9 protein-coding genes are annotated in these 12,209 nt (G+C 44.2%); 8 read left to right on the top strand and 1 reads right to left on the bottom strand.

Annotation, left to right across the window (positions count from 1 at the left end):
• On the top strand, nucleotides 1–1,632 hold a 1,632-nt coding region (metG, locus tag C1G57_RS06720), incomplete at its 5' end, for a methionine--tRNA ligase (RefSeq protein WP_105114269.1).
• Nucleotides 1,633–1,680: 48 nt separating this feature from the next.
• On the opposite strand, the gene hutI is transcribed toward metG, so the two are convergent.
• Nucleotides 1,681–2,931: an imidazolonepropionase gene (gene hutI, locus C1G57_RS06715; protein WP_105114268.1), complete on the bottom strand. Its 1,251-nt coding sequence runs from the start codon at nucleotides 2,929–2,931 to the stop codon at nucleotides 1,681–1,683.
• A 234-nt stretch (nucleotides 2,932–3,165) separates the two neighbouring features.
• On the opposite strand from hutI, the gene C1G57_RS06710 reads away from it, so the two are divergent.
• The 7 genes from C1G57_RS06710 (at nucleotide 3,166) to hutH (ending at nucleotide 12,160) form a co-directional block, all read left to right on the top strand.
• Nucleotides 3,166–5,199: a urocanate hydratase gene (locus C1G57_RS06710; protein ID WP_105114267.1), complete on the top strand. Its 2,034-nt coding sequence runs from the start codon at nucleotides 3,166–3,168 to the stop codon at nucleotides 5,197–5,199.
• A gap of 41 nt (nucleotides 5,200–5,240) precedes the next feature.
• Entirely contained in the window at nucleotides 5,241–6,140 is a 900-nt protein-coding gene (gene ftcD / locus C1G57_RS06705) for a glutamate formimidoyltransferase (RefSeq protein ID WP_105114266.1), read from the top strand.
• An 11-nt stretch (nucleotides 6,141–6,151) separates the two neighbouring features.
• The gene (locus C1G57_RS06700; RefSeq protein WP_105114265.1) at nucleotides 6,152–6,778 is read left to right on the top strand and encodes a cyclodeaminase/cyclohydrolase family protein; all 627 of its coding nucleotides are present in this window, start codon (nucleotides 6,152–6,154) and stop codon (nucleotides 6,776–6,778) included.
• 10 nt (nucleotides 6,779–6,788) lie between these two features.
• Entirely contained in the window at nucleotides 6,789–8,462 is a 1,674-nt protein-coding gene (locus C1G57_RS06695) for a formate--tetrahydrofolate ligase (protein WP_105114264.1), read from the top strand.
• A 12-nt stretch (nucleotides 8,463–8,474) separates the two neighbouring features.
• Nucleotides 8,475–8,954: a HutD family protein gene (locus C1G57_RS06690; protein ID WP_105114263.1), complete on the top strand. Its 480-nt coding sequence runs from the start codon at nucleotides 8,475–8,477 to the stop codon at nucleotides 8,952–8,954.
• A gap of 313 nt (nucleotides 8,955–9,267) precedes the next feature.
• Nucleotides 9,268–10,581: an APC family permease gene (locus C1G57_RS06685; protein WP_105114262.1), complete on the top strand. Its 1,314-nt coding sequence runs from the start codon at nucleotides 9,268–9,270 to the stop codon at nucleotides 10,579–10,581.
• A 34-nt stretch (nucleotides 10,582–10,615) separates the two neighbouring features.
• The gene (gene hutH / locus C1G57_RS06680; protein WP_161941121.1) at nucleotides 10,616–12,160 is read left to right on the top strand and encodes a histidine ammonia-lyase; all 1,545 of its coding nucleotides are present in this window, start codon (nucleotides 10,616–10,618) and stop codon (nucleotides 12,158–12,160) included.
• Nucleotides 12,161–12,209: the final 49 nt, after the last annotated feature.

The following is a 12,209-nucleotide window of genomic DNA, read 5'->3' as shown; positions in this document are numbered from 1 at the left end:
CACCATCTCTCCGTATCGGACGAGGAATTTTTCACCGAGAGTCAATTAGAAGAGGTCTTCCGAGATGAAAACGGTAAGGTCACAGGTGGTATCGCTCCGAGCGGTCACGAGGTTGCTTGGGTATCAGAAGAGTCTTACTTCCTCCGCCTCAGCAAGTATCAGGATAAATTGGTTGAGTTCTTCAATGCTCACCCAGACTTTATCCAGCCAGACGGCCGCCTCAATGAGATTATGAAAAACTTCATCGAGCCAGGCTTGGAAGATTTGGCAGTATCGCGTACTTCATTTACATGGGGTGTGCCTGTTCCGTCCAATCCTAAACACGTTGTTTACGTATGGATTGATGCCCTACTCAACTATGCGACGGCTTTGGGCTATCGACAAGAAGATCATGTTAACTACGACAAGTTTTGGAATGGAACAGTCTACCACATGGTTGGTAAGGACATTCTTCGTTTCCACTCCATTTACTGGCCAATCATGCTCATGATGTTGGATATGAAGTTGCCAGACCGCTTGGTTGCTCATGGCTGGTTTGTCATGAAAGATGGCAAGATGTCCAAGTCTAAGGGCAATGTAGTTTATCCAGAAATGTTGGTCGAGCGTTTTGGCTTGGATCCACTTCGTTACTACCTCATGCGTAGTCTGCCAGTTGGTTCTGACGGTACCTTTACACCAGAAGACTACGTTGGCCGTATCAACTATGAACTGGCCAACGACCTTGGAAACTTGCTCAACCGTACGGTTGCTATGATTAACAAGTATTTCGGCGGTCAAGTACCAACTTTTGTTGCTAACGTGACGGATTTTGATGCGGACTTAGCGGCAGTTGTAGCTGACAACTTGGCAAGCTACCACAAGTATATGGAAGCTGTTGACTATCCACGCGCCTTGGAAGCGGTCTGGAATATCATTTCCCGTACCAACAAGTACATCGATGAAACAGCACCGTGGGTCTTGGCAAAAGACGAAGCTGACCGTGACAAGTTGGCAGCGGTGATGGCTCACTTAACGGCAGGTCTTCGTGTGGTGGCACACCTCATTCAGCCATTCATGATGACCACTTCAAATGCTATTATGGAACAGCTTGGTTTGGGAACAGAATTTGACCTTGAAAATCTTGACTTTGCAGGTCTTCCAGCTGGTTTGACAGTGGTCGCAAAAGGTACACCTATCTTCCCACGTCTGGATATGGAAGAGGAAATCGCCTATATCCAAGCTCAAATGGGTGGTAGCTCTGCTATTTCCCAAGAGGAAGAAAAAGAGTGGAACCCAGCTGACGTGGAACTCAAAAACGAGAAAGCTGCGATCAAGTTCGAGGACTTTGACAGGGTGGAAATCCGCGTGGCCGAAGTCAAGGAAGTGGCCAAGGTGGAGGGCTCTGACAAGTTGCTCAAATTCCGTCTGGACGCAGGTGATGGACAAGACCGCCAAATCCTGTCTGGTATCGCCAAGTACTATCCGAATGAGCAAGAGTTGGTCGGTAAGAAAGTCCAAATCGTTGCCAACCTCAAGCCGCGTAAGATGATGGGCTTGCTCAGCCAGGGCATGATCCTATCAGCCGAACACGACGGCAATTTGACACTCTTAACAGTAGACCCATCTGTGCCAAACGGCAGTCAGATTGGATAAGAAAATTTAAAAAGGAAGCTTCCAAATGAGGAGGCTTCCTTTATTGTTTTAACCTCTGACACAGAGGCCTTTTTTATAGACTTGGTCTGTTAAATTGGTTGCGAAGAAGTAGAAGAGGAAGTCGATATTGGGTGCATCAAAAATGCTAATGTCGGCATCTTTTCCAGGGTGGAAACTACCAATCTGGGTCTGTCTATCTACGGAATAGGCGGCGTTGATGGTCACAGCATTCAAGATTTCAACTGGTGTTAAACGCATCATGAAGCTACCCAGTTGCATGACAAATTGGAGGTTGGCAGTTGGGCAACTGCCAGGATTACTATCGGTTGAAAGGGTGATCGCCATGCCCTTATCCAGCATTTTCCGAGCGGGTGCATAGGTATCTTCCATCAGGCTAAAGGTGGTAGCTGGAAGGAGGTTGCCAATCACCTTGGCTTGACTAAGTTTATCAATGCCTTGGTCAGTAATCACCATCAGGTGCTCGGCACTGACTGTTCCCAGTTCGGCAGCCAAATCAACCCCACCAATGCTTTTAATTTCATCGGCATGGATACGGAGTTTAAAGCCCATGTCCTTGGCTCTTGTGAGCAGGCTACGGGCTTCTTCAGCGGTAAAAACTCCTTGCTCACAGAAGATGTCACAGAATTCTGCCAAGTTTTCTTCTTTAACTCGTGGCAACATGGTTTCAATAATGAGGTCCAAGTAGGCTTGGTTATTTCCCTTATATTCTTCTGGAATGGCATGGGCTGCCATAAAGGTAGAAATCAAATCAATAGGGTGGTCCTCATGAAGTTTTTGCACCACTTCTAGCTGTCTTTTCTCTGTTTCCCAGTCCAGTCCGTAGCCACTTTTAGCCTCTACGGTAGTCACACCGTGGTCCAGCATATAGTCCAATAGTTTATAGGATTTCTGATAGAGGGTATCAAAATCAGCCTTTCTGGTCGCTCGGACAGTGGATAGAATACCTCCACCATTTGCCAGAATATCCAGATAAGAAACGCCAGCTAGTTTCTGAGCAAATTCATGCTCTCGACTTCCTCCATAGACCAGATGGGTATGGCAATCGATCAGTCCAGGGGTAGCCACCTTTCCTTGACATGAAAGAAGAATCGTTTCAGGGCCAACTAAGTCTGCTTGAGGCTCTCCAGTCCCAGTTGCGAGAATTTTTCCATCCTTGATGGCTATGTAGCCGTCTTCTAAGATAGTGGCTTCTGCCATTTCCTTTCCGAATAAAGGGTGTCCTGGGTCATCTGGACAAAATACTTGATTGAAATGCGTCAATATTTTATCTGCGAACATATAGCTACCTCCTGTGTATGCTGTTCTTAGCTCTAGGATAATACAAAACCGTCAAATTTTTGTCAAAAATGTATCTTTTTTCTCAAAAAATAAAAAGCCTGTACCAACAATATATTAACAGACTTTATATAGACGGATAAAATGTAAACTAGGGATGTATAGAGAATTCTTGCTCGGAGATGGGTGTATTTCTGGGGAAGGAATCAAGCACTAGATTCAAAAGGAGGAAGACGTATGTCACATTTTGAAGAAAAAGATATTGCGGCAGCAATGACCGTTAAGTTAGATGATGTCTTGCCTGAAAAGACCGTCTTTGAGGAAGGCATTAGACGAGCACCAGATAGGGGCTTTAGGTTGACACAGGCTCAGACGGAGATTGCCTTGAAGAATGCCCTGCGGTATATTCCTAAAAAATACCATGAGGAAGTTATACCAGAGTTCTTGGAAGAATTGAAAACTCGTGGGCGGATTTATGGCTATCGTTGGCGTCCAAAAGAAAGAATTTATGGCAAGCCGATTGATGAATACAAGGGAAATTGTACAGCAGCTAAGGCTATGCAGGTTATGATTGATAATAACCTCAGTTTTGAAATTGCCCTGTATCCTTACGAGTTAGTCACTTATGGGGAAACAGGTTCTGTTTGTGCCAACTGGATGCAGTATTGTTTGATTAAAAAGTATTTGGAGGTCATGACAGAAGAACAGACCTTGGTGGTCGAATCAGGTCATCCACTCGGCCTATTCAAGTCCAAACCTGAAGCGCCGCGTGTCATTATTACCAATGGTCTTTTGGTTGGAGAATACGACAACATGAAGGACTGGGAAATCGCTGAAGAAATGGGTGTGACCAATTACGGTCAGATGACAGCTGGTGGCTGGATGTATATTGGACCTCAGGGAATTGTTCATGGTACCTTCAATACTCTTCTCAATGCGGGACGCTTGAGATTGGGTGTGGCTGACGACGGTGATCTAAGAGGTAAGCTCTTTATTTCATCTGGTTTGGGTGGAATGAGTGGGGCTCAAGGTAAGGCTGCTGAAATTGCAAAGGCAGTTGCTATTGTTGCAGAAGTTGACCAGTCACGGATTGAAACCCGTCATTCACAAGGTTGGATTAGTCAGTTGGCTGAGAGTCCAGAAGAAGCCTTGAATTTGGCATTGGATGCAAAAGAGAAAGGCCAATCTACCTCAATCGCCTACCATGGAAATATCGTAGACCTCTTAGAATATGTGGTTGAAAAGAATATTCCAGTCGATCTTCTCTCAGACCAAACTTCTTGTCACAATGTCTATGATGGAGGCTATTGTCCAGTTGGTATTAGCTTTGAAGAGCGTACACGCTTGCTTGCTGAGGATAAGGAAAGCTTTGTTGGCCTAGTGGATAAAACCTTGGAACGTCACTATCAGGCAATTAAGGCTTTGACAGAAAGAGGAACCTACTTCTTTGATTATGGTAATGCCTTTATGAAGTCAGTTTATGACTCAGGTATCAAAGAAATTTCTAAGAACGGTCTGGATGATAAAGATGGCTTTATCTGGCCTTCCTATGTAGAAGATATTATGGGACCGATGCTTTTCGACTATGGTTATGGTCCATTCCGTTGGGTTTGCTTGAGTGGTAAGCATGAAGACCTGATTGTTACAGACAAGGCTGCTATGGATGTTATCGATCCAACACGTCGTTACCAAGATCGTGATAATTACAACTGGATTCGTGACGCAGAGAAAAATCAGTTGGTCGTAGGAACCCAGGCACGAATTCTGTATCAAGATTGCATGGGTCGTGTCAATATTGCGCTGAAGTTCAATGAACTCATCCGTCAAGGTAAAATCGGTCCTGTCATGCTGGGTCGTGACCATCATGATGTATCCGGTACCGACTCTCCATTCCGTGAAACCTCCAATATCAAGGATGGTTCAAATGTGACCTGCGATATGGCGGTTCAGTGCTATGCTGGCAATGCTGCGCGTGGCATGAGCCTTGTAGCCCTCCATAATGGTGGTGGTACTGGTATCGGTAAATCGATCAATGGTGGATTTGGTTTGGTATTGGATGGAAGCGAGCGCGTGGATGAGATTATTAAGTCAGCTATCGCTTGGGATACCATGGGTGGTGTAGCGCGTCGGAACTGGGCTCGTAATGACCATGCGATTGAAACGGCTATTGAATACAATCAAATGCGTCAAGGTAGGGACCATATCACTATTCCTTATTTGACTGATGAAGATTTGATTAAGTCTTCTGTTGCTAAATTGTTTGAAAAGTAAATCAATCGTCTAAACAATCATAAAAAGAAAGAGGTTTTCAAATGGCAAAACTTGTAGAATGTATTCCAAATTTTTCAGAGGGACGGAACCAGGAAATCATTGATGGCTTGGTAGCAACTGCTAAGAGCGTCCCTGGTGTGACCCTGCTAGATTATTCTTCGGACCAAAGCCATAACCGCAGTGTGTTTACTTTGGTGGGGGATGAGGAAAGTATTCAGGAAGGAGCTTTTCAACTGGTCAAATATGCTAGTGAGAAAATTGATATGACCAAGCATACAGGTGAACATCCAAGGATGGGAGCGACGGATGTACTTCCATTTGTCCCTGTAAAAGACATCAGCATGGAAGAGTGCGTCCAACTAGCTAAAAAAGTGGCTGAGCGTATCAATAAAGAATTGGCTATCCCAGTCTTCCTCTATGAAGAAGCAGCAAGTAGACCAGAAAGACAAAATCTAGCTAAGGTCCGCAAGGGTCAGTTTGAAGGAATGCCTGAGAAATTATTGGAAGAAGACTGGGCGCCTGATTTCGGTGAAAGAAAAATTCATCCAACAGCAGGTGTTACGGCAGTAGGTGCTCGGATGCCTCTGGTTGCTTTTAATGTCAATCTGGATACAGACAATTTAGAGATTGCCAATAAGATTGCTAAAATTATCCGTGGTTCTGGTGGAGGTTACAAGTATTGTAAGGCTATCGGTGTCATGCTAGAAGGAAGAAATATTGCCCAGGTTTCGATGAACATGGTGAACCTGGAAAAATGTTCTCTCTACCGTACCTTTGAAACCATTCGTTTTGAGGCTAAGAGATATGGTGTGTCAATTATTGGTTCTGAAATCGTTGGTTTGGCACCTGCAAAAGCCTTGGTTGATGTGGCAGAGTACTACTTGCAGTTGGAAGAGTTTGATTACAGCAAGCAGGTATTAGAAAATCACTTGTTAGGATAGGAGTGCGACCGATGGCATTAGTGGATTTAACCCTTACAGAATTTGCTCAATTACTGGGATCAGATGCCCCAGCACCAGGTGGAGGCTCAGCAGCAGCCCTCTCGGCTGTCAATGGTATTTCGTTGACAAAAATGGTGTGCGAGTTGACCCTTGGGAAGAAAAAGTATGCGGACTATCAAGCAACTATTGAAGAAATTCATACCGTGGCTGGTGACTTGCAGGAGCGGTTATTGCGGGCAATAGACGAAGACACAGAAGCCTTTAATCAGGTATCAGCTGTCTTTGATATGCCTAAGGAAACAGAGGAAGACAAGGAAGCTCGCAGGCAGGCTATGCAGGCAGCCTTGAAGGCAGCAACGCTCTCTCCGTATGGCATGATGGAAACAATTTTGCAGGCGCTTCAGGTTACGGCTACTGCTGTTGGCAAGTCCAATACCAATGCAGCCAGTGATTTGGGGGTAGCAGCCCTCTCGCTCAAGGCAGGTTTGCAGGGGGCATGGCTCAATGTTCTCATCAATCTATCTGGTATCAAGGATGAGGAATTTGTTGCAACCTACCGCCAACAAGGCCAGACGATGTTAGAAGATGGTTCTAACCTAGCAGATCAAGTATATGAAGACATTCTTCGTATTGTGTAAAGGAGGGACTATGGTTTTATCAGATATTGACATTGCGAATTCCGTCCAAATGGAACCCATTGGACAGGTAGCAGAACGTTTAGGTATTCCAGAAGAAAGTTTATCGTTATATGGTAGATACAAGGCTAAAATTGACAGTCGTCAGTTGGAAGCCTTGAAAGATCAACCAGATGGGAAATTGATTTTGGTAACGGCTATTTCTCCTACTCCAGCAGGGGAAGGCAAAACAACAACTTCTGTCGGTTTGGTTGATGCCTTATCTGCTATTGGTAAAAAGGCTATTATCGCCCTGCGTGAGCCGTCTTTAGGACCTGTCTTTGGGGTTAAAGGTGGCGCAGCGGGAGGTGGCTATGCCCAAGTTGTTCCAATGGAAGATATTAACTTGCATTTTACTGGAGATTTTCATGCCATCGGTGTAGCCAATAACCTACTCGCAGCCTTGATTGATAATCATATTCACCACGGGAATACCTTGGGAATTGATAGCCGTCGAATTACCTGGAAGCGAGTAGTTGACATGAATGACCGCCAGCTTCGCCATATTGTTGACGGTCTTCATGGAAAGGTAAATGGAGTACCTAGGGAAGATGGCTACGATATTACCGTTGCATCAGAGATTATGGCCATTTTATGCCTATCTGAAAATATAGCTGATTTGAAGGCACGACTGGAAAAAATCATTATCGGATATAATTTCCAAGGGCAACCAGTTACAGCTGGGGACCTTAAGGCAGTTGGGGCAATGGCAGCACTCCTGAAAGATGCTATTCATCCGAACCTTGTTCAAACCCTTGAACATTCCCCAGCCCTTATTCACGGAGGTCCATTTGCCAATATTGCTCATGGCTGTAACAGTGTCCTAGCGACCAAACTGGCCTTGAAATATGCAGATTATGTGGTGACAGAAGCAGGCTTTGGGGCGGATTTAGGGGCTGAAAAATTCATTGACATCAAGTGTCGTCTAAGCGGTTTACGACCTTCTGCAGTCGTACTCGTAGCGACCATCCGAGCCCTTAAAATGCATGGTGGAGTTGCCAAGTCTGACCTGGCTCAAGAAAATGTAGAAGCAGTGCTTGCAGGATTACCAAACCTTGAAAAACATCTGGAGAATATACAGGAAGTCTATGGTTTACCTGCGGTTGTTGCCATCAATAAATTCCCACTAGATACAGAGGCAGAATTAGAGGCAGTTTCTACTGCTTGTGCCAAACGTGGTGTTGATGTAGTACTGTCTGATGTTTGGGCGCATGGAGGTCAAGGAGGTCGTCAACTTGCAGAGAAAGTTGTCCAACTTGCTCAAGAAGAAAATCATTTCCAATTTGTCTATGATGTAGAAGACAGTATTGAAACCAAACTACATAAAATTGTGACAAAAGTCTATGGTGGTCAAGGGGTAAAACTCTCAGCAGTTGCTAAAAAAGAAATAGCTGAACTGGAAAGACTAGGTTTTGGTTCCTATCCAATCTGTATGGCCAAGACCCAGTATTCCTTCTCAGATAACCCTAATCTACTAGGAGCTCCGACAGACTTTACAGTGACTATTAGCAATGTCAAAGTTTCAGCAGGTGCTGGCTTTATCGTCGCCTTGACGGGCAATATTATGACCATGCCAGGTTTGCCAAAGGTCCCTGCGAGTGAAAAAATTGATATTGACAACCAGGGCAATATCACAGGTCTATTCTAAGAGAGGTGAAGGATGATAGAAGTTGAACAAATAAGAACCGGTATTCACAGTTCAGCACTTCCATCGATGATAGAAGTTGAACAGTTAAAAACAAGTGATTACCAAGAAACATCTTGGTCAGGTGGACGAACCACTCAACTCTATCTCTTTCCTACTCAGTCTTCCTATGGTGAAAGAAATTTTCAATTTCGATTGTCCACAGCAAGTATGGACACGGAACAATCGACCTTCACCTCGCTACCTTCTTATCACCGCATTTTATTAAGCTTAGATAAAACCATTGTCTTGCAGGATATGAATAGCGGTGAACAAGTGACTCTGGCCCCTTATCACATCCATCGGTTTGAGGGGGAACAAGCCATCCAATGCCTAGGAAAAGCACAGGATTTTAATATAATATTTGACGATAGTGTTCAAGCTGATTTACAGGTGATGGATGAGAACAACTGGGTGGTAGAGTGTGGGGATGATTTTCAATTTATCGTCATTTAGTTTTTCTTTTATTACTTCGTTAACTCGCCTTGCCTAACTCTAGTTATGCCTGCGGCTCGTTGCCTAGTACTAAAAGTAAACTAAAAGACTATATTTATGCCTTAGTCGATTTGGATTTCCATATAGAAGGGTGGGGAAGTGGTCATCTAGCCGCAAAGGAATTGCTGGTTGTAGAGACCAAAGAGTTGCCTCCCCGATCCCTTCATCTAACTGCTTGTCAAGCTTGCCCAAAGCCTAAGGCACTGATTGCTAAACTTAGGTCTACTGACCTAGGTAGGAACATGATCTAGAAGAAGATTTAGGAGATCATATCATGGAAAACAAACAGACACAGTTATCGACGCAGGAGAGTGCTAAATTCTCTCTGACAGGAGCGACCTTATACGGTATTAACGCTGTTATTGGGTCTGGTATCTTTCTCTTGCCGCAAAATATTTATCGGGACCTAGGTCCAGCTTCCATCGCTGTTATGCTAGGAACGGCTATCTTGACCATCATGTTGGCGGTCTGTTTTGCTGAGGTAGCAGGGTACTTTGGAAAAAACGGCGGTGCCTTTCAATATTCTAAACGTGCTTTTGGTGACTTTATTGGTTTTAATGTCGGCATCTTAGGCTGGATGGTGACCATGTTTGCCTGGGCGGCTATGGCAGCAGGTTTTGCTAAGATGTTCATCATTACTTTCCCAGCCTTTGAGGGAATGAATATTCCACTTAGTATCGGCTTGGTCATTCTCTTGTCCTTGATGAACATTGCTGGTTTGAGAACCTCCAAAGTCTTTACCATTACAGCAACCATTGCCAAGTTAATTCCGATTATTCTCTTCTCTCTTTGTGCTCTTATCTTTATCCCTAAAGGTTTGTCTAACTTTAGTCCTTTTGTTCAATTATCTGAAGGACAAACCTTGCTCGGAGCGATTTCAGGTACCGCCATCTATATTTTCTATGGCTTTATCGGTTTTGAAACCCTCTCTATCGTAGCTGGTGAGATGCGAAATCCAGAAAAAAATGTTCCTCGAGCTATATTAGGTTCCATTAGTATTGTTTCAATTTTGTATATGCTCATTATTGGTGGTACCATTGCTATGCTAGGTTCTGGTATAATGGATACAAAGGCTCCTGTGCAAGATGCTCTTGTTAAGATGATCGGTCCTGCTGGCTACTGGTTGGTATCTATTGGGGCTCTCATTTCCATCACCGGTCTTAACATGGGTGAATCCATCATGGTGCCACGGTTCGGTGCTGCCATTGCAGAAGAGGGACTTTTGCCAGCTGCCATTGCTCGAAAAAATGGCAATGATGCGCCAGTTGTAGCCATTATTATTTCTTGTGTCATTGCTGTTATATTATTATTATCAGGTTCATTTGAAATTCTTGCTACCCTCAGTGTTGTCTTCCGTTTCTTCCAATACATCCCAACAGCTCTGGCTGTTAATAAATTACGCAAAGATGAGCCGAATGCACAGGTAGTTTTCCGTCTGCCATTTGGTCCAGTTATTCCAACTATTGCTGTAGTCATCAGTTTGATTATGATTTGGGGTGACAATCCAATGAACTTTGTATATGGAGCCATTGGTTTACTGATTTCGAGTGCGATTTACTTCTTCATGCATGGACGAAAGAAAGTGTAATGGAACACTCCTGAAAAACGAAAGGATGAAAGTTATGACAAAACCACTTGTATTAGATGGAAAAAGTTTGTCTTTAGAAGATGTTGTAGCCGTTGCCAGAGCTGGTCAACAGTGCTTGATTTCAGAAGAGGCTAAGGCGGATGTGCTGGCTTCTCGTCAGATTGTGGATGATATTGTCAGGGAAAAGCGGGTTGTCTATGGGGTGACCACTGGTTTTGGTTCCCTCTGTAATGTGAGTATCCCTACAGAAGACACTATCCAACTGCAAGAAAATTTGATTCGTACCCATTCTAGCGGTTTTGGGGATCCTCTACCAGAGGATGTGGTTCGTGCTATTATGCTGATTCGGATCAATTCTCTGGTCAAAGGGTATTCAGGTATTCGGCTTGAAACCGTTGAAAAATTGTTGGAGATGTTGAACAAGGGGGTTCATCCATTTATTCCTGAAAAAGGCTCATTAGGAGCATCAGGTGACCTTGCTCCGCTTTCTCATATGGTTTTACCAATGTTAGGTTTGGGTAAGGCCTATTACAAGGGACAGTTACTTTCAGGCAAGGAAGCTATGGAGCAAGCAGGTATTGACATCATTCACCTAGCAGCAAAAGAGGGCTTAGCCTTGATCAACGGCACAACAGTCTTGACAGCTATCGGTGCCCTAGTGACTTACGATGCTATCCAGCTTTTGAAACTATCAGATATTGCTGGAGCACTTTCACTGGAAGTTCATAATGGTATTACCAGTCCATTTGAAGAAGAATTGCATCTTATCCGTCCTCAAAGTGGTCAACTTGCGACGGCAAGAAATATTCGTCATCTCTTAGAAGACAGTGGTAACACGACAGTGGCGACCATTCAGCGCGTGCAGGATCCGTATACCTTACGCTGTATCCCACAAATTCATGGTGCGAGCAAGGATTCGATTGCCTATGTCAAGGAAAAAGTAGAGATTGAAATCAACTCTGTAACGGATAATCCAATCATTTGTAAGAATGGCCACGTTATTTCAGGTGGTAACTTCCACGGAGAACCGATGGCTCAGCCATTTGATTTGTTGGGTATCGCGATTGCAGAAATCGGAAATGTGTCTGAACGCCGTGTCGAACGTTTGGTCAATAGTCAGCTCAGCAAATTGCCGTCCTTCTTGGTTAAACACCCTGGCTGTAATTCAGGCTTTATGATTACCCAATATGCCTGTGCGGCCCTAGTATCCGAGAACAAGGTTCTTTCTCATCCAGCCAGTGTGGATTCTATTCCATCTTGTGAAAACCAAGAAGACTTTGTCAGCATGGGAACAATTGCAGCCCGTAAGGCAGGGGAAATACTGAAAAATGCTCGCCGTGTCCTTGCAACAGAAATCATGGCTGCTTGTCAAGCTCTGGATTTGAAAGGGAACAGTACTCAACTTGGTAAGGGAACCAAGCCAGCCTATACAGTCTTTAGACAGCAGGTTGACTTCATCGAAAATGACAAAGACATTGAAATCTACGACGAGCTCAATAAAGCTTCGCTTGTGATTGAAAGTCCGGAATTCTTGGCTGCAGTGGAAGAGGCAGTTTCTCTGACTATCCAATATGACTAAGCCAGCCTGATCAGAATTTGACAGGAAGTAATAAGATAGCTATACTAAA

This window comes from Streptococcus suis (assembly GCF_002960425.1).
In the GTDB taxonomy this organism is placed as follows: domain Bacteria; phylum Bacillota; class Bacilli; order Lactobacillales; family Streptococcaceae; genus Streptococcus; species Streptococcus suis_S.
The sequence above is the reverse complement of the archived record's forward strand: the minus strand, read 5'-3'. Positions and strand labels throughout refer to the sequence as shown.

What these genes read in the sequence shown, in the direction of transcription:
- hutI (WP_105114268.1), bottom strand. Translation starts at nt 2,931, where the DNA reads ATGTTCGCAGATAAAATATTGACGCATTTCAATCAAGTATTTTGTCCA.
- C1G57_RS06710 (WP_105114267.1), top strand. Translation starts at nt 3,166, where the DNA reads ATGTCACATTTTGAAGAAAAAGATATTGCGGCAGCAATGACCGTTAAG.
- ftcD (WP_105114266.1), top strand. Translation starts at nt 5,241, where the DNA reads ATGGCAAAACTTGTAGAATGTATTCCAAATTTTTCAGAGGGACGGAAC.
- C1G57_RS06700 (WP_105114265.1), top strand. Translation starts at nt 6,152, where the DNA reads ATGGCATTAGTGGATTTAACCCTTACAGAATTTGCTCAATTACTGGGA.
- C1G57_RS06695 (WP_105114264.1), top strand. Translation starts at nt 6,789, where the DNA reads ATGGTTTTATCAGATATTGACATTGCGAATTCCGTCCAAATGGAACCC.
- C1G57_RS06690 (WP_105114263.1), top strand. Translation starts at nt 8,475, where the DNA reads ATGATAGAAGTTGAACAAATAAGAACCGGTATTCACAGTTCAGCACTT.
- C1G57_RS06685 (WP_105114262.1), top strand. Translation starts at nt 9,268, where the DNA reads ATGGAAAACAAACAGACACAGTTATCGACGCAGGAGAGTGCTAAATTC.
- hutH (WP_161941121.1), top strand. Translation starts at nt 10,616, where the DNA reads ATGACAAAACCACTTGTATTAGATGGAAAAAGTTTGTCTTTAGAAGAT.